This window comes from Streptococcus sp. 4886 (assembly GCF_013276485.1).
Taxonomy (GTDB): Bacteria; Bacillota; Bacilli; order Lactobacillales; family Streptococcaceae; genus Streptococcus.
Genome location: NZ_VMLD01000014.1, coordinates 127,334 through 146,531 on the forward strand (window position 1 = coordinate 127,334; position 19,198 = coordinate 146,531).

15 protein-coding genes are annotated in these 19,198 nt (G+C 40.0%); 2 read left to right on the forward strand and 13 right to left on the reverse strand.

The features are described 5' to 3' along the window. Positions 1-9 precede the first annotated feature (9 nt). Positions 10-180: a DUF3042 family protein gene (locus tag HT679_RS07215; protein WP_173213818.1), complete on the forward strand. Its 171-nt coding sequence runs from the start codon at positions 10-12 to the stop codon at positions 178-180. 59 nt (positions 181-239) lie between these two features. Next, complete coding sequence (locus HT679_RS11385; protein WP_240149583.1) at positions 240-398, forward strand: chlorohydrolase; 159 nt, start codon at positions 240-242, stop codon at positions 396-398. Here HT679_RS11385 and HT679_RS07225 read toward each other — a convergent pair. The 13 genes from HT679_RS07225 to HT679_RS07285 form a co-directional block, all read right to left on the reverse strand. After that, on the reverse strand, positions 395-1,234 hold the full coding sequence (locus HT679_RS07225; protein WP_173213820.1) for a thymidylate synthase: 840 nt from the start codon (positions 1,232-1,234) through the stop codon (positions 395-397). The genes HT679_RS11385 and HT679_RS07225 overlap by 4 nt on opposite strands. 97 nt (positions 1,235-1,331) lie before the next feature. Then, entirely contained in the window at positions 1,332-2,291 is a 960-nt protein-coding gene (locus HT679_RS07230; protein ID WP_033684051.1) for an ROK family glucokinase, read from the reverse strand. A 110-nt stretch (positions 2,292-2,401) separates the two neighbouring features. Then, complete coding sequence (locus HT679_RS07235; protein WP_173213822.1) at positions 2,402-3,094, reverse strand: excalibur calcium-binding domain-containing protein; 693 nt, start codon at positions 3,092-3,094, stop codon at positions 2,402-2,404. A gap of 49 nt (positions 3,095-3,143) precedes the next feature. Next, positions 3,144-3,761, reverse strand: coding sequence for an alpha/beta hydrolase (locus tag HT679_RS07240; protein WP_164226712.1), 618 nt, complete (start codon positions 3,759-3,761; stop codon positions 3,144-3,146). Beyond that, the gene (gene pabB, locus HT679_RS07245; protein WP_173213824.1) at positions 3,762-5,483 is read right to left on the reverse strand and encodes an aminodeoxychorismate synthase component I; all 1,722 of its coding nucleotides are present in this window, start codon (positions 5,481-5,483) and stop codon (positions 3,762-3,764) included. A 69-nt stretch (positions 5,484-5,552) separates the two neighbouring features. Further along, positions 5,553-12,431 (reverse strand): ZmpA/ZmpB/ZmpC family metallo-endopeptidase, encoded by a 6,879-nt coding sequence (locus HT679_RS07250; protein ID WP_173213826.1) that lies wholly within the window; start codon positions 12,429-12,431, stop codon positions 5,553-5,555. Positions 12,432-12,452: 21 nt separating this feature from the next. Continuing rightward, a complete protein-coding gene (locus HT679_RS07255) occupies positions 12,453-13,016 on the reverse strand; it encodes a TIGR01440 family protein (RefSeq protein ID WP_050390108.1) in 564 nt (187 codons plus the stop codon). Positions 13,017-13,131: 115 nt separating this feature from the next. Then, positions 13,132-14,823 carry a sensor histidine kinase gene (locus HT679_RS07260; protein ID WP_173213828.1) on the reverse strand — a complete coding sequence of 564 codons (1,692 nt, stop codon included), beginning with the start codon at positions 14,821-14,823 and terminating at the stop codon, positions 13,132-13,134. Further along, positions 14,820-15,557, reverse strand: coding sequence for a response regulator transcription factor (locus HT679_RS07265; protein WP_173213831.1), 738 nt, complete (start codon positions 15,555-15,557; stop codon positions 14,820-14,822). The genes HT679_RS07260 and HT679_RS07265 overlap by 4 nt, the downstream gene beginning before the upstream one ends. Before the next feature lie 70 nt (positions 15,558-15,627). Then, positions 15,628-16,740, reverse strand: a complete 1,113-nt coding sequence (gene msrB / locus HT679_RS07270) for a peptide-methionine (R)-S-oxide reductase MsrB (RefSeq protein WP_173213833.1) — start codon at positions 16,738-16,740, stop codon at positions 15,628-15,630. Between the two features lie 10 nt (positions 16,741-16,750). After that, on the reverse strand, positions 16,751-17,317 hold the full coding sequence (locus HT679_RS07275; protein WP_050253208.1) for a redoxin family protein: 567 nt from the start codon (positions 17,315-17,317) through the stop codon (positions 16,751-16,753). A 19-nt stretch (positions 17,318-17,336) separates the two neighbouring features. After that, positions 17,337-18,047 (reverse strand): thiol-disulfide oxidoreductase-associated membrane protein CcdA2, encoded by a 711-nt coding sequence (ccdA2, locus tag HT679_RS07280; RefSeq protein WP_173213835.1) that lies wholly within the window; start codon positions 18,045-18,047, stop codon positions 17,337-17,339. Positions 18,048-18,257: 210 nt separating this feature from the next. After that, entirely contained in the window at positions 18,258-19,118 is an 861-nt protein-coding gene (locus tag HT679_RS07285) for a YihY/virulence factor BrkB family protein (RefSeq protein ID WP_173213837.1), read from the reverse strand. Positions 19,119-19,198 lie beyond the last annotated feature (80 nt).

A 19,198-nucleotide genomic window follows, 5' to 3' on the forward strand; every position in this document is an offset into this window, starting at 1 on the left:
GGAAGACTCATGACTAAAGGATTCGCTAAAGGTCTTGTAACAGGTGTCGCAGGAACTGTCGCTGCCGTTGCAGGTGCAGTATACGCATTTAAAAAGAAAGTAATCGAACCAGAAGAGCAAAAAGCAGCTTTCATCGAAGAAAACCGTAAAAAAGCAGCTCGACGTCGCGTATCACGTTAAGAAACAAAAGAAGTTGGGAGTTATTTTCTCAACTTCTTTTTTCTATTCTTTTATACTCAATGAAAATCAAAGAGCAAACTAGGAAACTGGCCGCAGGTTGCTCAAAACACCGTTTTGAGGTTGTAGATAAGACTGACGTAGTAAGCTCAAAACACTGTTTTGAGGTTGTTGATGAAGCGACGCTGACGTGGTTTGAAGAGATTTTCGAAGAGTATTAAATAGCTAGATCAAACTTCAACTGTGGCTTGACAGGGTCATAATCCACCAACTCAAAATCTTCTGCTTTGATATCAAAGAAATTGGTCCCATCTGGAACATTCAAGACCAAACGTGGTTGGCAGTTTGACGGCTCACGACGAAGCAATTCCTGAGCTTGTTCAAATTGATTGTCATAGATATGGAGGTTGTTGATAAAATAGAAGAACTTCCCAACCTTCCAGCCAAAATGCTTGGCAATCATCATTTGAAGAGCCACGTACTGCATAGCGTTGATGTGGTGGGCCACCAGCATGTCATTCGAACGCTGGGTCAAGGTCGCATCCAGATAGATTTCCCCATCAACACGACGGACATCAAACATGGTCTGAAAAGCGCATGGGAGCAGCCCATCTGTTTCTTCGAAAGCTTGGTAATCCCAGAGGGAGATGATATTGCGGCGGTTCCAAGGATTGGCTTCCAACTGTTTAAGAAGCTTATTGATAATGTCGTGTTTCTTAACAACGGCACCATAGCGCTCACCGATGGTTCCTGTATTTCCAACTTCCCAGTCATTCCAATAGTGAACATTGTACTTGTCATTGAGAACTTCTAGGCTATTAGACTGGTCTTGGTAGATCCAGAGAACTTCTTTGATGGCGGATTTGATGGCAATGGGACGCAAGGTTGTGATAGGAAATTCTCCTTTTGCCAAGTCATACTCAGCAAATGCACCCGTTACATATTTAGAGTTGGCAACAGTCCCATCCTTGTACTTGGGACGGGCCTGCTCAGAAAAGACACCGTCTTTGAGGATTCGTTCAATATTCTCTTTAAAAATCGTATCTGCTTTTGTCATTTACTCTCACCTCATTTATTGTCCTAACTAGTATAGCATAAAAAAAGAAAGGAGGAAAATCACTCGCTTTTAGAAAGCAATTTTCTCCTTCTTTATCTTATTGCAATACAAGTGATGCTGCTCCGATAACTCCAGCGTCATTTCCTAGAGTTGCAAGAGCTAATTTAGTAGATGTGCGTACTTGTGGGAAACTATTTTCATCGTAGACTTTTTGAACACCTTGTAGAAGGAATTCTCCCGCAGCTGATACACCACCACCGATAACGATTGTTGATGGGTTTAGGATTGAACCAATGTTAGCACAAGCGATTCCCAAGTAACGTGAGAAGTTACGGTAAACGATTAAAGCAAGGTCGTCTCCTTCTTTTGCAAGGTCAAAGACAGTCTTAGCAGTTACTTCTTCTCCGTTATCAATCAAGCGTTTCAAAGCTGCATCGCCTTCGTATTCATCCGCATAGCGACGAGTCAAGTTGACAATCCCTGTTGCTGAAGCAACTGTCTCAAGGCAACCTTTCTTACCGCAAGTACATGCAATTGGTTGGTCAAAGTCAACAGTGATGTGGCCAAGCTCACCTGCTGCACCAGCAACACCGTGAAGCAATTTGCCTTCTGCAACGATACCGCCACCAACACCAGTACCGAGTGTCATAAAGACAACATCTGGTTGGTTATCACCAGCACCCATCCAGCGCTCACCAAGAGCTGCCACGTTGGCATCATTATCGATGAAAAATGGAATGCCCAAGGCTTTTTCAATCTTTTCTTTGATTGGTTGAAGGGTTTTCCAGTTGAGGTTGTAGGCACCGATAACAGTCCCTTTTTCACGGTCAACCACACCTGGTGATCCCATTCCGATACCTTGGAAGTCTGCTGCTGCCAATCCAAGCAAATCCAAACGATGTTGAATAGACTCAATCATATCATCAACGATATGACTTCCCTCATCCAAAATGTTAGTCTTGATAGACCATTTTTCTTGGATTTCTCCTGCTGTTGTTAAGATTGCAAATTTGATAGAAGTTCCACCAAGGTCAATCCCAATAATCTTTTGACTCATCATATTCTCCTTTTTCATTATGAATTAATTGAAAATGCTTACAGTACTAGTATAACAAAATTCACTCATTTATGCAAAGGTTTGCATTAACTTTCTAAATTTTATCTAATTTATGGTTTCCAGAGACCTGAGGCATCTACATAGTAGCGGCCTCCATCAACTCGCTCATTCTTAGCCATTTTGCCATCTGATTTCAAATAGTAGTTTCCTTGCCATGCATTGCGAGCGTATGAACCATCTGATTTCAAGTAATACCAGGCTTGATAAGAAGAGTCATAAACCCACTCACCTTGTGCCATTTTACCGTTTGACTTCAGGTAGTAAGCTCCTTGCCATGCATTGCGAGCATATGAACCATCTGATTTCAAATAATACCAAGCTTGATAAGAAGAGTCATAAATCCATTCACTCTGTGCCATTTTACCATCTGATTTCAGGTAATAGCTTCCCTGCCATGCATTTTTCACTGGATTGCCATTTCCATCAAAGTAGTACCAAGCACCATCCTGCTTAACCCAGCCACTTGTTGTTGCTGAACTTGTATCAGTTTGGGTTGTAGTCTCTTGTTTTGCTTTAAAGGCACCCTTAGGGGCATTTTTCAATTCACAAGCCACACCATCATGATCGCGGTCTAACCTGGCAGAATACCCAGGTTCTCCCTTGTGAATATCTGCGTATCCATTCGCCCAAGCTTCTTTACAACTAGAAAAATGAATATTTTCCTCTGCTAAAACTGGTTGTGAAAATAAGGCTAAAACTGACAACGTCGCCAAACTCATTTTAAAAAATAGACGTTTGTTCATTACTTTCTCCTATAGGAATGTTATCGATTTCAATATTATTTTATCAAACTTATTTCAGCAATTCAAGGAAACTTCTGGTATTTTCTACAAACTCCTTTGGTTTTTCCTTATTCAAGACATGAGAGCCGTCTGGGATAATCTGAAATTGGGATTCTGATATTAGTTTATGAAGACTTCTCATAGAACTAAGATTCGGTTTATCTTTGCTGCCACAAATTAGTAAGGTTGGATAGGGGCAAATCCCTGCTATATCCGTTAAATCAAGTGTCTTCAATTCTTTGGAAATACCTATTATAAAAGTCTTGTCTGCCCCCTGTTTTTCAAATAGTCTTTTGGGAAGTAGTTTAAAAATCAGCAACTGAAGATAAAATAGGATATTCCCTGCTAATTTAAGCGGGCATCCTGATAAAACCAAAGCTCGAAGATTTGGTAAATCGTAACTGGAAAGTTCTAGTGCCAGGGCAGCACCTAAGGACAATCCAATCAAAACAAAAGGTTCTATCTCTTGAGCTAGTTGCTGATAAACTCGCTCCTTGGCTTTTTGATAGCTGCCAACTCCAGAAGGAAATAACTCGATAGCCTCAGAAGAATAATCTGTCAGTAGATTCCGAACTTCTTTCCAACTCTCTCCGGACTGCCCTAACCCATGCAAAAATATCAGTTTCATCTAATTCTCCTCAAGTCTTAGTTCATACAAGCCTCTCACTGCATTACAGCCATATATAGCCTCAACTTGGGCTAAGTCTGTCAAGGTCAAGACTTTCTCTTCTACTTGTCCTGTTTCTAGTAAATACTGACGGTAAATTCCTGGCAAGATACCAAGTCTGATAGGCGGTGTGTAGAGTTTTCCAGCGATTTTCAGAACCAAATTTCCAATAGAGGTTTCAAGTAGCTCTCCTGACTTATTGTGGTATATCTTCTCTTGTTCCCCTAGGCTCAAATGCGGTCGGTGGCTTGTTTTAAAATAGGTAAATGCTTGTTGCAAATTGGCTTCCTGCAGGCAGAGTTGGGCATGGCAGAAGGTTGGACTGAGAGGTTCCAATACTTGACGATCGACTTCTATCTCTCCAGACTTGCTAAGGCTAATTCGCAAGCGGTAGTCTTGATCAATGTCACAATCCTGACACTCTTCCTCTATCTTTTGTTTCAAGTTTTCTGAATCAAATGGAAAGGCAAAATACCGACTAGCTTTTCTCAGTCTTTCCAGATGTTGTTCTTCAAACAGCAGTTGTTTTTGGCTGATTTTTCCAGTTGTAATTATTTGGAAAAGAGCTTGTTTCCGATAAAGCACAGCAGCCTTTTGATGAACCTCACGATATTCAGATTCCCAAGTGCTATCCCATGTAATACCTCCGCCAACTCCATAGATGGCTTGACCTTTGTGAAGTTGAATAGTACGGATAGCAACATTAAAAATCCGTCGTCCATTTGGAAGCAAGAGACCAATCGTTCCACAGTAGACTCCGCGCGGTTGTGGCTCCAAGTCCTTGATAATCTCCATAGTCGCAATTTTCGGTGCGCCCGTTATGGATCCACAAGGAAAGAGAGAGCGAAAAATTTCAACAAGGTCCACATCCTCTCGCAATTGACTCTTGATGGTCGAAGTCATCTGCCAAACCGTTGAATACTGTTCTACTTGGCAAAGACGCTCCACGTGCTCACTCCCCACCTCAGAAATACGATTCATATCGTTGCGCAAGAGGTCCACAATCATCATGTTTTCAGAGCGATTTTTGGGATCCTGCTCCAGCCAACTAGCCTGTTCAAGATCTTCTTGGTCAGTTACCCCACGCTGAGTCGTTCCCTTCATTGGGCGCGTTGTCAACTCGCGGTCATTCTGCTCAAAAAAGAGCTCTGGACTCATGGAAATCACTGCCATCTCGTCATGTTCCACATAGGCATTGTAGCCCGCCTCCTGCTCTACCACCATACGATTGTAGATAGCAAAAGGATTGGCAGACAACTCCTGCTTGAGTTGGACAGTGTAGTTGACCTGATAGGTGTCTCCCTGCCGCAAATGATAGTGAATCTGGGCAATCGCCTTTTCATAGTCTGTTGCAGACGTTACTTCCTGCCAATTTGAAGGCAAATCAACCTCATCATAAATCAGAGGAATAGGGGATGTTTCTACCCTATCATGAACGGTAAAATATAGCAGATACTCTGCCAGTAAAGGAGCTTTATGAACTGCTAATTTCTCCTCAAAAGCAGGTGCAGCCTCATAGCTGACATAACCCACCACATAGTAGCCCTGCTCTTGGTAGCTTTCCACTTGTGCCAGCAAGGCTGTTACTTCCGCTAAATCTCTCGTTTTTAACTCTTTGATAGGCTGGGTAAAGATGTATCTCTCCCCCAAAGCCCTAAAATCAATCACTGTTTTTCTATGCATAGCTTAAGTATAGCATAAAAAGGCAGATACAGACAAAGCTGATCTACCTTTTTACGATTTTATTCATCCCTATGCTTGTGGTGCAGTAAATAGATCACCAGAGAAACCGTCTGTGTTTTTAAGTAATGCTTTGTACACTTTAGCTTTAAGATTTACAGTATTTGTATATTTGTCTTTAATTTTAGGGTCATTTAACTCCTGTAAATCTTTAGTCACAGCTGCATTGAATAATGCTTGTAGTCTACTATATGAAGAGATGTTTTCACCGTCAATATTAATTTCTGTGAATCCTCTTTGAGCTTTTGTAAGAACTTCCTCATACCAAGTTTTTTTCCAGTCTTCAAGAGTTTTAAATTTACCACCAGAAACTTTATCAATAATAAATTTATCACTTAGAGTTTGACTTGCTTTATTGGCTTCGGATTTATATTTATTAGAAACATATCCGATGAATCCATTTTCGTATCCGAAATATCCCCACATACGAAATGCATTATGTTTAAATGATGCAGCCCCAGGAGCACCATCACTGGTATTACCACCATAGATACCAGTCATCATATTTATATTCACATAAGCAGTTCTAAAATCAGATGGATCGTATGTGTTATTTCCAGGAGCACCATGTTTGGTAATGAAATTATTATCAATTAAATCATTAATGTTATTTAATTGAAGTGCTTTCTCAGTGTCATTTAAATCGCGAATTTTGTCAAACTGGTGAGGTTGTCCGTCCTTACGCATTTGTTTATCCATTTTCTTGAACCAGCTATCATTGTTACCTTGTAATTTTGGTAAGACAGCTTCAGCTTCAAGAGAATCTAACATCATCAGAGCTTCATTATAGTTCTTCATATATTTATCAATAGCTTCTCGTGATTGAAGCTTATTAGGGTTATAGTTGTACCATTGATTACCATCATTTGAACGTTCAAATGCCATATTTAATCCAAGTGCGCCGTATTCACCTTGGTGTCCATGTTCTGCTGGGGACTGTAACATGCCTTGAGCAAAGGCTTCTAAGAATGTTCCTTCACGATGCGTGTATCCTCCATAGTAAGCTACGCGGTCATTTATATGAGTAGTCTCATGCGTAAATGCAGACGCACCATATTCACTAATCATATCAGACATAACAAATACAACTTTAGCTCGAGTATCATTCTTGTCATCATAATATGTAGCATATGCCCCAGCAACAGCTCCATTAGGACCGTAATGCTCACCGACAGGACCATAAAGCTCACGAGTAGGTGGATAAATGCCTGTTCCATCTTCGAACTTACCATATTTATCCATCCATTGCCCCCATTTATGACCCCAAACTTGGTAACCTTCCCATACTGGAGTTACAATATCTTTGACAAGCTTATTTTTTACCGCATCTGTTGCTAAACGATACCAGAAATCAAGATAGTTAATTTGTCTGTCTGCAGCCAAATTAATATTATCCTTCCACTTATCCAGTGTGGTATTGTATTTATTAGCAGTCCCAAATGATATAGTATTGTAGGTCGATATCAAGAATGCTTGGGTTTGTTTAAGGTTAAGGAGCGGTAAAATCATCTTTTGATGGTATCCGCGAGATAAATTGTCAAAAGCACGATACTTAGCAGTTTTAATAGCCTCTTCACGTGACTGACGTTCTGCTACATAAACCTTACCTTCAGTGGAGTGAATAAACCAATCATTCAAATTTGTGTCGGCTGTCAATAACTTCATATTATATCGTAAGAAGTCAATAAGATTTCCAGACACCGTGTTCTTAGCCAATACCTCTCTAAATGCATCATGTGTACGATGACCTTTTAAAGTATTTTCTTTTGAACCAATTTCAATCAGTCTATCTAAGACATCTACATTTTTACCATAAAAATCTGGTTTAAACATCATTAAGTCTTTAATGGTTTTACCATCAAAATTGATACCATAATATCGATTTAGGTAAGCAAGACCTAACATAATTTTTGCGCTATTGTCTTGAACTTTCTTAACAAGAGCTCTTTGAGTTGCGTCTGATATGTTTAATTGATGATCTTCTGATTCCACAAGATGTTTGACAATCGTATCCATATTAGACTTCAATTCTTGGAAATGTTCCTCAAAATAGAAGTCACGAATATATCCATTTTGGCGTTGCTCTGTGTTTGCACTCTTATCTTTACTGTCATTACGTCTATCCAAGATCGAACGGACACCCGCAGACTGAAGTTCTACTGAAGTCAAGGCTTCCTTAACCTTAGTCATCAGATCACTACGATCTTTAACAACCATGTTTGGTGTGTAAACAATATTTTGACCGACTATATTATATTCTTTCACTTGAGCTACTCCAGAATCAGAATTGACTGCCACGGACATTTCTTCCTTTATACCATCAGCGTAGTGAATCATAATCTTATCAATATCAGATAAATCTGTAACAAATTGACCATTCTTCATACCTGTAACAGATAATACTTCTTTCTTCACAAGATTTGAATCTTGCTCTAACTTATTACCCTGATTTACAATCCAGTCTTTGTTATAAAATGGTTGAAGTTTAGCAATATTTCTATAAGCTTGGTCATATTCTGATTTGTAGTTTTGAATCAGTTTATATTCTTTATCTTTAGTTTCAATATTGTTTAATCTATTTGTTTGAAGTTCTTCACTCTCAAACAAATTTGCAGTAATGCCATAACCAGCTACACGTTTATCAGCATCTTCTTTGGAAATTTCTTTCAAATTATGGGATAAAGTATATGACTTACTACCGACACTAACTCCTAAAACACTATAGTTGTTTTTAATATATGGAAATGCAAAATCACTGTCATTAATATCTGGAGAACCATATAATATTTCACCTTTTACTACCTTAGCGTAACTCACATTGTCATCAGCATTTCCCCAAGGCCAGTTTTTACTGATTAAACCTCCAGCTTCAACAGGGTTTGATAAATTAATCACACCTTTCATAACTGACTTACGTAATTTTGTAAATCTATCACGTCCAGCACCATTTATTCTATGTTCCATGACGGCAACAATTCCACCAACACGTACACGATTACCTGTAAGATTAGCATCGACATAAGCTCTATCAATAATACCTTCGTACATACGGCCTGCAATACCTCCCATATAGGAGTTAGCACCATTACCAGTTGTATGGATATTACCTATAAAAGCTATATTTTCAAGTCTTGAAGCATGCTCTATCCAGTTCACAAATCCAGCCACATGATTACGACCTGTAATATTACCCGTTACTTTAACATCTTTAATAAGAGACTGGTCACCTTGCATTTTATGACTGATGACAGAAACATGATCTTCTGACGGAAGATTGATATTCACATTTTCAAAATTAATATTTTGCACTTTACCATTATCAATTAAATGAAATAAAGGCTTTTTCAAATTATAAATAGCATAGTGCTTATCGCCATCACTAGAGAGCGTACCCTTAAAATTACCTGTTACATATGATTTACTACTAACATCTAGATACTGTGCATCTAAACTTTTTCCTAATTTAAACTCACCGTTAGGATTTTTCTGCATAGCATCTACTAAATCTTTGAAGTTATAGTAAACGTTATTTTGCGATGCTTTGGGTTTCTCTATGTAATAAGTGTACGTTTGACTCAAGCTATTATTTGAATCACGTTGGATTAAATCAGGAGCTGAAGCAGTAACTTTAAATAGGGATGTCTCCTCCTCAGTTACTTCCTCTATATTAGTAATGGCAAGCCTTGTTACTTTATTATGATTAGTGGTAATTTTTAGATAATATGACGTTAGATTTTCTGGAACAGTTTCTAGAAGGCTACTATCTGTTTCATTTCCATTCTCATCCACTTTCATCAATCTTGTTTCTTTAATATCTTTAATCTCAACTTTTTTAAGGTCTAGTTGGATTGGTTGATTATCTAAGATTTCTGTTACATCACCGTTACCTCTATCGTAAACCATAGTTGTAGATAGAGTGTATTCTTTGTAATACTCTAGGTTTTTAAATGCTGCGTCTATAGTTTCATTATTTACATCATCGCCTGTAAGCTCTACAGTGCTAACAACTGTTTCTCCTTTTTTCAGAGTAGCTGTAATTGATTTAATTTTTGTTTTATTTTGGTTTTCTAGAGAATACTTAGCAATTGCTTCACGTTCTAATACTTTCTTATCAGTGTTTACAAATTTTAATACTGGTTTTTCAGTCAATGGAACTAAGTTTTTGATAGCTTCTTGTAATCTTCTAGTAGCATCATCTACTTTACTTTGAGTGGCAGCTTCATCTGAATTTACAGGGTTTGCTGCTACAAGGGCATCTTCTAAAGCTTTCCATGTTTGAGTAGTGTATTCTTCTTTATGTTTGCTGTTAGCTGTGTTAATAGCATTTTGCAATGCAGTCTTATCGACGGCAAGAGCATTTATAGCGGCTTGAAGAGCTTTAGTAGCCGCATCTATTTCACTTTGTTTAGGAAGTGGAGTAGTTTGATCGTTGATTTCTTTGGCTTTGATTTCGGCTTGTTTGAAGTTGTTCCAAGTTTTTGGACTGTAGTCAGTTTCTTGTTTTTGATTAGCAACTGTTATTTGCTCTTGTAATTTTGTTTTATCAACATTAAGTGCATCAATAGCGGCTTTCAAGTTCTTAGCGGCTTCATCGATTTGAGTTTGAGTAGCAGTAGCGTTATCTTCTACGGCTTGAGCAGTTTTTTTCGCTTCTTCTAATGCAGACCAAGTCGCAGGACTATGATCAGCTTCTGTCTTAGAGTTAGCATCAGCAAGTTGTTTTTCCAGTTCAGTCTTATCAGTTTTTAATGCATCAATAGCAGCTTTAAGTTTTTTAGCAGTTTCATCGATTTGAACTTGAGTAGCTTTGTCGTTGTATTTTACAGTTTGAGCGTCAGTTTTCGCTTCTTCCAAAGCGTTCCAAGATGTAGCACTGTAGTCAGTTTGAGTTTTTTCGTTTGCAAGGTGAAGTTGTTTTTCAAGTTCGGTCTTATCTGTGGTTAAACCAGCGACAGCAGCTTTAAGTTTTTCATAAACATGATCAACTTCGCTTTGCTTAGTAGCTGGGGTGTTTGTAACTTTTTCAGCTTCAGCTAATACATCTTGAAGGTTTGCCCAAGATGCATCACTGTAGTGCTCTTTAGTTTTTGATTTTGCGTCAGCGATAGTTTTGTTTAACTCAGTTTTATCGACACTTAGAGCATCGATAGCCGTTTTAAGTTTATCTGTCTCGCTATTTACCTCAGGCTGTTTTACAGACTCTGAAGCATAGACACCTTTTGCAGTTTCTAAAACAGGAGTCAATGCACCATAACTTGCTGTAGAATAATCAGTAGGAGAAACTGAACTAGCTTTATCAATTTGATTCTTTAACTCACTTTTATCAACTGGTTCTTTAGTACCAATACCTTTTATTTCATCTACTGGCTTGGTTGTTATTGTATCCTCTAATACTTTACTAGACTGTTTTCCATCAATAGTAGTGACTTCAGTTAAAATAGTGCGTTCACCTGCCACACCTTCTCGAATAACTTTTGTTTCTCCCTTAGTGAGATTCTCATCGTCTTGCTCAATTGTCTTAAAAGGCACAGACTCTTTAGTTACTATAACTTCAGGCTTAATCTCTATTACATTTAGCACACCTTCTTCAGGAGTTGTTTTATGTTCTACTTTTGGTGTTTCGTCCTGATGTTCTACAGTTTCTTCAGCCTTGGTATCTGGAGTTGACTCTTCTTGTTTCGGTGTTTCTTCCGCAGTCTTCTCTTCTTTAGAAGCTTCTGGTTGCTTTTCTGGCTCGACTGGTGCTATTGGTGCCGTTTCGTCTTCTCTTGGTACAACTGGTTCACCTACTTGTTCAACTTTTGATTCCTCAGCTGGTTCCGTTTGTTTTTCTACAGCAGGCGTTTCAACTTTTGGTTCTTCAACAGGTTGATTAGCAGCCTCATCTTTTGTTTTTACTACTTCTGGCTGTTTATCTTCTTGTTTCGGTGTCTCTTCCGATACCTTATCCTCTTTAGGATCTTCTTGTTGTGATGAATCTTTTGGTATCCTTGGTTGCTCCGGTTGTGTAGGTTGCACGGGTTGTTCTGGGACTTTTGCTTGTTCTACTGGTGGTTCAACTTTTGGCTCCTCAGCTTGTTTATCTGATGGTTGACTTTCTGGCTTGACTGGTGCTTGTTCATCTATTTTTGAATCAACTGCTCCACTTACTTCTTCAACTGGAGCTGATTCTGCTGAAGCTTCTTTCCCCTCTTCTGCTTTAGGAAGGGTGTCGTCAGTAGGTTTTACCTCCGATTTTGGTTCTTCCTTTGGACTTTCTTCTGTTTTAGGTGCTTCTTCTTTTGGAGCTTCCTCTGTCTCTACTGCTTGGTTTTTTGGCTTAGCTTGCTCCTGATTTGTTGTTACTTGGGGATTCTCAACTTCGACCACAGTCACCTCTCCAGGTTTAGCTGAGGCTTCTTCTAAAACAGTGTCCAAGCCAAGCGTTTTGAGGATGTCGCCTGATAGATAACCAACATAGCGATAGCCCTCCATTTCAACAACACCCTCTCGACTAGCCGGTGCTAGGGTCGCAACTGGGTCTACAGCCCCTGCACTAGGAAGAACTACCAATCCCATAGCTCCAACTAAAAAGACGCTGGCAATTTTCTTTCTCTTGTAGATTAAAAGCAAGCTCCCAACAGTCAGCAAACCAAAAGCTGTCAAAACAGATGCTTCTGTCCCTGTTTGTGGCAGCTGGTCTTTTTGATACACCAAACCATATACAACTTCATTTCCATCAGGTTTTCCTGTCTTGATTAAATCTTTAGCTTCTTGTGAAATAACTTCTTTATCTACATAGTGATAGGTAGCTGCATCCACTACAGAAGGAGCCATCAAAAGGCTTCCAAGAAATACAGAACCTACAACTCCCTTAATCTTACGAATTGAAAAACGGTCTTTTTTAAACACTTTCATCTCCTTTATTCATTCTCACGACTTTCTAATAGAATCTTGCGGATAGTGCGCACGCGCACCTCCGATTAATTTTGGACGACTAGCCAGCGCCGTTACATGTGCATGACCAATCTCTCTCAAAAGAGGGCGAATCGGAACCTGAACATGCTTGACATGCATGCCAATTGCAGTGTCTCCGATATCCAATCCAGCATGAGCCTTGATAAATTCAACCTCAACTGGATCTTGCATAAACTTAAAGGCTGCCAACTGACCCGAACCTCCTGCATGGAGAGTCGGAAGGACACTGACGATTTCCAGACCAAACTGCTCTGCCACCTGACGTTCAACGACGAGAGCTCGATTAACATGTTCACAACCTTGAACGGCTAAATGGATACCTCTACTACCTAGAATACCCAAGATAGTCTCCACTATCAGCTCACCAATCTCTTGACTGGATTCTTTCCCAATCTGACCACCTATCACCTCACTAGAAGATAGACCTAAAACAAAAAGGGCCCCCTGCTTCAAATTGGCCTTTTCTAAAACATCTTCTACTATCTGACGTGTTTCTCTTTGAATCTGTGTCTCGTTCATCTCTGTCACCTCTTTTGTCACTCTTCTATCATACCGTTTTTTCTTATTTTTAGCAAGATAGACAACCTAGAAAGCTTGCCCAATTACGCATAAAACTCCCAGAATTGACTGGGAGTTAGCTAGTTTCTATTCTATTTATGTATATTTCCACTTTCGTCCCTTTTTGGGGCCTAGAATCAATCTTCATCTGGTAATTGTCTCCAAAATGAAGTTTGAGTCGCTGATCAACATTTTGCAGACCAACTCCCCCACGTTTGAGTTGACTTTGACTACTATCACCAGCATCTTGGAAGCCAACGCCATCATCCTCAATGCGGATGACCAAGCCCGAATCCTGTTTCTGGACAGAAACTCTAATATGTCCCTGACCTTCCTTCTCCTTGATGCCATGGTACAGAGCATTTTCCACCAAAGGTTGTAACACCAGTTTAGGCAAGACTAGATTATCAAAGGCAGGATTTTCAGCAATCTCATATTCCAGCTTATCTCCGTAACGTTGTTTCTGGATAAAGAGATATTGGCGGACATGATTGATTTCATCAGACAGGCAAATCAAATCTTTACCCTGATTGAGTGCCAAGCGGAAATAGGTTGCCAAAGACTTAGTCACCTGAACCACTCTCTGACTATCCTGAAATTCAGCCATCCAGATGATGGTGTCCAAGGTGTTGTAGAGAAAATGCGGATTAATCTGGCTGGACAGGGCTTGAAGTTGGTACTGACGGGTTGTTTCTTCTTGGCTACGAACATCTGCCATCAGCTGATCAACCTGATCCAACATAGCATTGAACTGGCGAGACACTTCTCTCAGTTCATGGGCACCAGTTTCCTTGGCACGCAGATTCTGATTACCAGAAGCAATCTCCAGCATGGTTTCTCTCAAGTCATTCAGAGGAGCAATCCAGCGTTTGAGACTAAGCCACACCAAGCAGAGACAGGCAAGAAGAGATGTGAAACTGGCTCCAAGCAAGGTCCACATGAGTTGACTCCTAACCTTGTCTAACTTCTCCAACGAGGACACACCAAGCACCGTCCAATCAGTTCCTGCAATCTTTTCCTGACTGACGTAGGATTTGTGGCCAGGAGTATAGCCCTGACCCGTCTCGATGTAGGGTTTCATAGCCTCCATTTCGCTAGACGAACTATAAACTGTGTGTTGAGGATGATAAACAAATTCATGGTTTTCATTGATGATAAAGGCAAAACCCTGCTGACCCAACTGGAGCTGCTTGAGATAGGCTTCCAGAGTTTCATAAGAAATATCCAAACGAAGTACACCCAGATTGGCTCCCTTTGCATCAACAAGTTCCTGAGTGATAGAAATAACCCACTGACTATCCGACTTACGAGCTGGTGTCAAAACAGGCTTAGCTCCCTGATGAATGGCCTTTTGGTACCAATCCTCAGCCATCATATCAGAGGAAGTTTTCATCTGCACACTGTCATCTGTAGAAATGACCTGACCGGATTTGGTTACCAGCACAACAGTTTTCAAGTCCTGATCTGCCTTTAAGATGGTCAAAAACAGATTTCGAATTCCCTTGACCTTGTCTTGACTGGGATTCTCAGCATAGGCTAGGACATCCGCCTGCTGGGTCAAACTGGTCGAGGTGGTTTCTAATTTTTTGATATAAGACTGGATAAAGTGGCTAGTCTGACTGATAGTCGTTTGGCTATTACCTTCAATGGTAGCCTCAATGGCTGAAGAACTAGATTGATAGTAGAACGTACCAACCAGAACTAGGAGAATGAGAAAGACCAAAAAGATGGAAATAACCATTCTAACTAGGAGAGAAGAACGCTTCATCGACCTTCTCCCTTCTTAAACTGACGAGGTGTCACACCCGCAATCTGTTTAAAACGTTGGGTAAAGTAATTCATATCTTCAAAACCAACTTTTTCAGCTATCTCATAAATCTTTAAATCCGTTGTTAAGAGCAAGAGCTTAGCTTGTTTGACACGTTCTCGCACCAGGTAATCCTGAAAAGGTAGACCCAACTCTTTCTTAATCAAAGAGCTCAGATAAGTCGGGCTAAAGCCCAAGTCACTGGCCAAAGCCTTTAAACTAAACTGGCTGTCATCTAGATGAGACTGAATTTTCTGGGCCAAGTTTCCTTCAAACTTATCAGTCAATAAATCTTGTAACTGCTCTTCTTTCTCTTCCTTATCCAACTTTTGCTTGATTTTCCCCAACATTTCCTCAATATCCTGACGAGAAAAGGGCTTGAGCAAGTAGTCATCTACACCTAGTTTGACAGCAGACAAGGCATAATCAAAATCATCGTAACCTGTCAAAAAAACTAGGTGAACCTGAGGATAGGTTTCTCGGACCAGACTGGCCAACTGAATGCCATTTAGTTGAGGCATGTTGATATCGGTCAAAATGATATCCGGCACCTGCTTTTGAATCAATTCCCAAGCCTGTCTTCCATTTTCAGCCTGACCGATGATTTCCATATCGTAGGCTGCTACATCGACCAGCTTGGTCAAGCCTTGTCTTACCAGATACTCATCTTCTACGATTAAGATTGTGTAGGTCATGCTTCTCTCCTTTGTCACTTACTAGTATCAGTATAGCAAAATTCTCCTCTAACTGCTTAGGAAAGACTTCTTAATCAACATAATCTAATAAATAAGCGTAGCCTTTTTCTTCCATTTGATCTTTAGGAATAAAGCGGATAGAGAGACTATTGATACAGTAGCGCAAGCCCCCCTTGTCCTGTGGTCCATCCGTAAAGACATGGCCAAGGTGAGAATCTCCAACTCGGCTCCGCACTTCCATGCGCGTCATATTGTAAGACTTATCTTCCTTATAGGTAGCAACATCTGGGCTGATGGGCTGGGTGAAACTAGGCCAACCACAACCAGACTCAAACTTGTCCTTTGATGAAAAGAGAGGTTCGCCAGTTGCCACATCCACATAGATACCAGATTCGAATTTATCCCAGTAGCGGTTTGAAAAAGCTCGCTCTGTTTGATTTTTCTGGGTAACTGCATACTCCTCAGGTGACAGGGTCTTTTTCAATTCTTCATCACTTGGTTTGGGATATTTGCTGGCATCAATGACTGGATAGGCAGCCTGATTGACATTGATATGGCAGTAGCCATTTGGATTTTTCTTGAGATAGTCTTGGTGGTAATCCTCTGCCACTACAAAATTCTTCAAGGTTTCCTTTTCAACTGCCAGAGGTTGATCGTATTTCTTAGCAACTTCATCAAAGACTTGGTTGATTACCTCTAAATCCTTGTCATCTGTGTAATAAACACCAGTACGATACTGAGTCCCTACATCATTTCCTTGTTTATTTTTGCTGGTTGGATTGATAATGCGGAAATAATGAAGCAGGATTTCCTTGAGGGAAATTTGATTGGCATCATAGGTAACATGAACAGTCTCCGCATGACCTGTTTGGTTAATCAATTCGTACTTGGTTGTTTCCCCTCTACCATTTGCATAGCCTGATACGGCATCTGTCACTCCGGGAACGCGGGAGAAGTATTCCTCCACTCCCCAGAAACAACCTCCAGCTAGATAAATTTCGTGCAAGTCTGCGTCTTTACTAACTTCTGTTTTTTTCACTGTTTTTCCTCCTTGGCTAACTGCCGCTTTCTCAATTTGCGAGGCATCTGTCTGTCCTGCATTTCTTATCAATAGAAAATAGAAACCGGTTATGGCTAGGAAAAATACTCCTAGCAACAAGATGATTTTTAACTTATCATTCATAGAACACCTCCTAGGCCAATTCCTTCAAAGTTTGCAAAATCGCATCTTTTTCCATAAAACCTGGTTGGGTTTTGACCAATTTTCCTTCACCATCTATAAAGGCTTGAGTTGGGTAAGAACGGACGCCATAAGTTTCCAAAAGTTTGCCTGACGGGTCAACTAGGACTGGGAAATTTTTATAATCCAAGCCCTTATACCAATTCTTAAAGTCCGCTTCAGATTGCTCTCCCTTGTGTCCTGGTGACACTACTGTCAAGACCACATAATCGTCACCAGCATCCTTAGCGATTTCATCTGTATCTGGAAGGCTGGCCAGACAGATGGAACACCAAGAAGCCCAGAATTTGAGATAGACTTTCTTGCCCTTGTAATCAGATAAACGGTAGGTCTTGCCATCTACTCCCGTCAGTTCAAAATCAGCAACTTCTTTCCCTTTAGCTGCGCTTGTTTTACTAGCTGTCTGCTCCATCTTCATTTCATCTTTCATTTGGTGTTCACTAGTCATGGACTTGCCTGAACAAGCCGTCAAACAAAGGAGCGAACCTGCTCCAAGAACACATGTTTGCCATTTTTTCATATTGATATTCCTTTCCATTTTATTCAAATAATTGACTTAAAATTGAAGCATTTCCAAACAGAACTAAGAGTCCCATCACGATAATAAGAAAACCACCCACTTTTTTGAGAATCCCGAGATAAGGATGGAGTTTTCGAAAATGTTTCAAAACATAGCTAGAGGCTAGAGCTAGAAGCAAGAATGGTAGCGCCAAACCCAACGTGTACACCAACATGAGACCCGCTCCCTGCCAAGCACCTGAACCACCTGAAGCCGCTAAAGCCAAAACAGAGCCAAGAACCGGCCCCACACAAGGCGTCCAAGCAAAACTAAAAGTTAACCCCAGTAAAAACGCCTGACTATAGCCCTTACCATTTTGCCCCTGTCCTTGCAGTTGTAACCTCTTTTCCTTATAAAGTCCCTTAAAGTGTAGAATCTCCATCTGGTGCAAGCCTAAGAGAATGATAACCGCACCCGTCACATATTGAAACCAAGAAGCATAAAGCAAATCGCCTAAAAAACCAGCTCCATAGCCTAGTAAGATAAAAATAAAGGAAATCCCCGCTATAAAGGCCAGAGTTCGCAATAAACTAACAACTGAGATGGAAAATTTGCCACTAGAAGCCTGAGCACCATCCTTATCATCTAGTAACACCCCTGCATAGACTGGTAACAAGGGTAAGATACAAGGAGAAAAGAAGGATAGAATCCCTGCCAAAAATACACTTAGAAAAAAGAAAATATGATCCATAAAGTTCCTCCTATCATTTTATTGATAGATTTATTATACTCCTTCCATTTTCGAAAAAACAGGGATAATGATAGGGAAAAATAGGAATTTAATCAGATGATTTAGAAATATTGGACAAAAACTATACAAAAAACTGTCAAAGCAAAAAAGCGCATAGTATCAAGGCTTTATAGAACCTTGATACTATGCGCTTTTGTAATGGATAAATAGTTAGTCTTTTCTAAAACTAGGATCTTTCAAACTCTGCACACTGGCATTGATCACCGCGCCTAGGATAACAATTTTAGCAATCAAGATAAACCAAAACATCATAACAACAAGAAGAACAGAACCTAAAATTCGGACGTCCACCAAATGATGGACATAGTAATTGAGATAACTAGAGAACAGAGTTAGTAAACCTAAAATCACTAAGAGAACAAAGGCACTACCTGGTAGGGTATAACTAAGTTTCCTGTTAGATAGATTGGGAAGAAAATAATAAAGCATGACCAAGATAGCAAAGAGGAGGGCGTAAGTCAGAGGACCTGCCAACCCTTGTAAAGCCTGATAGATAATGCCATCTTTTGTCCAATAATGAGCAAGTAGATCCAAAATCATCTGACCAAACAAGCTCAAAAACAAGGCAAAAGCAAAGAGGAGCTGCAAGCCAAAACTGACTAGGAGACTCACCATCTGATGGGAAATAAGTCCACGACTCTTTTCGACGCCATAAGCCTTGTTAAGAGCTTTTTGTAAGAAATTCATAGATTTTGAAAAACTCCATAGCGCCGACAAGACAGAAAAACTCAATAAACCTGTTGAAGGTTGGGTCAAGACTTCTCTGGCTATTTTTTCCACACCTTCATAGAGGCTTGGGGGCAGGACGTCTTTCACAAAGCCCAGAAATTCTACCACAGGAATCTGAAAATAAGGCAGGATATTGACCACCACCAAAAGCAGGGGAAAAATCGAAATCAACCAATAGTAGGCTACTGCGACACTGGTCAACTCACTATCTGATGCTTGATAATAATGCAAAAAAGCTTTTAATAGAGGCTTGTCTATCAGCTCTTTCCACCACTTTTTCATGTCACACTCCTTCACTTATAATCTTATACTCAACGAAAATCAAATAGCAAACTAGGAAGCTAGCCGCAGGTTGCTCAAAG

Bases quoted from the DNA above. Each gene is read 5' to 3' on its own strand.
- HT679_RS07260 (WP_173213828.1), bottom strand. From the start codon at position 14,823: ATGAAGCGTTCTTCTCTCCTAGTTAGAATGGTTATTTCCATCTTTTTG.
- HT679_RS07230 (WP_033684051.1), bottom strand. From the start codon at position 2,291: ATGAGTCAAAAGATTATTGGGATTGACCTTGGTGGAACTTCTATCAAA.
- HT679_RS11385 (WP_240149583.1), top strand. From the start codon at position 240: ATGAAAATCAAAGAGCAAACTAGGAAACTGGCCGCAGGTTGCTCAAAA.
- HT679_RS07285 (WP_173213837.1), bottom strand. From the start codon at position 19,118: ATGAAAAAGTGGTGGAAAGAGCTGATAGACAAGCCTCTATTAAAAGCT.
- HT679_RS07215 (WP_173213818.1), top strand. From the start codon at position 10: ATGACTAAAGGATTCGCTAAAGGTCTTGTAACAGGTGTCGCAGGAACT.
- HT679_RS07265 (WP_173213831.1), bottom strand. From the start codon at position 15,557: ATGACCTACACAATCTTAATCGTAGAAGATGAGTATCTGGTAAGACAA.
- msrB (WP_173213833.1), bottom strand. From the start codon at position 16,740: ATGAATGATAAGTTAAAAATCATCTTGTTGCTAGGAGTATTTTTCCTA.
- HT679_RS07225 (WP_173213820.1), bottom strand. From the start codon at position 1,234: ATGACAAAAGCAGATACGATTTTTAAAGAGAATATTGAACGAATCCTC.
- pabB (WP_173213824.1), bottom strand. From the start codon at position 5,483: ATGCATAGAAAAACAGTGATTGATTTTAGGGCTTTGGGGGAGAGATAC.
- HT679_RS07275 (WP_050253208.1), bottom strand. From the start codon at position 17,317: ATGAAAAAATGGCAAACATGTGTTCTTGGAGCAGGTTCGCTCCTTTGT.
- HT679_RS07255 (WP_050390108.1), bottom strand. From the start codon at position 13,016: ATGAACGAGACACAGATTCAAAGAGAAACACGTCAGATAGTAGAAGAT.
- HT679_RS07240 (WP_164226712.1), bottom strand. From the start codon at position 3,761: ATGAAACTGATATTTTTGCATGGGTTAGGGCAGTCCGGAGAGAGTTGG.
- ccdA2 (WP_173213835.1), bottom strand. From the start codon at position 18,047: ATGGATCATATTTTCTTTTTTCTAAGTGTATTTTTGGCAGGGATTCTA.
- HT679_RS07235 (WP_173213822.1), bottom strand. From the start codon at position 3,094: ATGAACAAACGTCTATTTTTTAAAATGAGTTTGGCGACGTTGTCAGTT.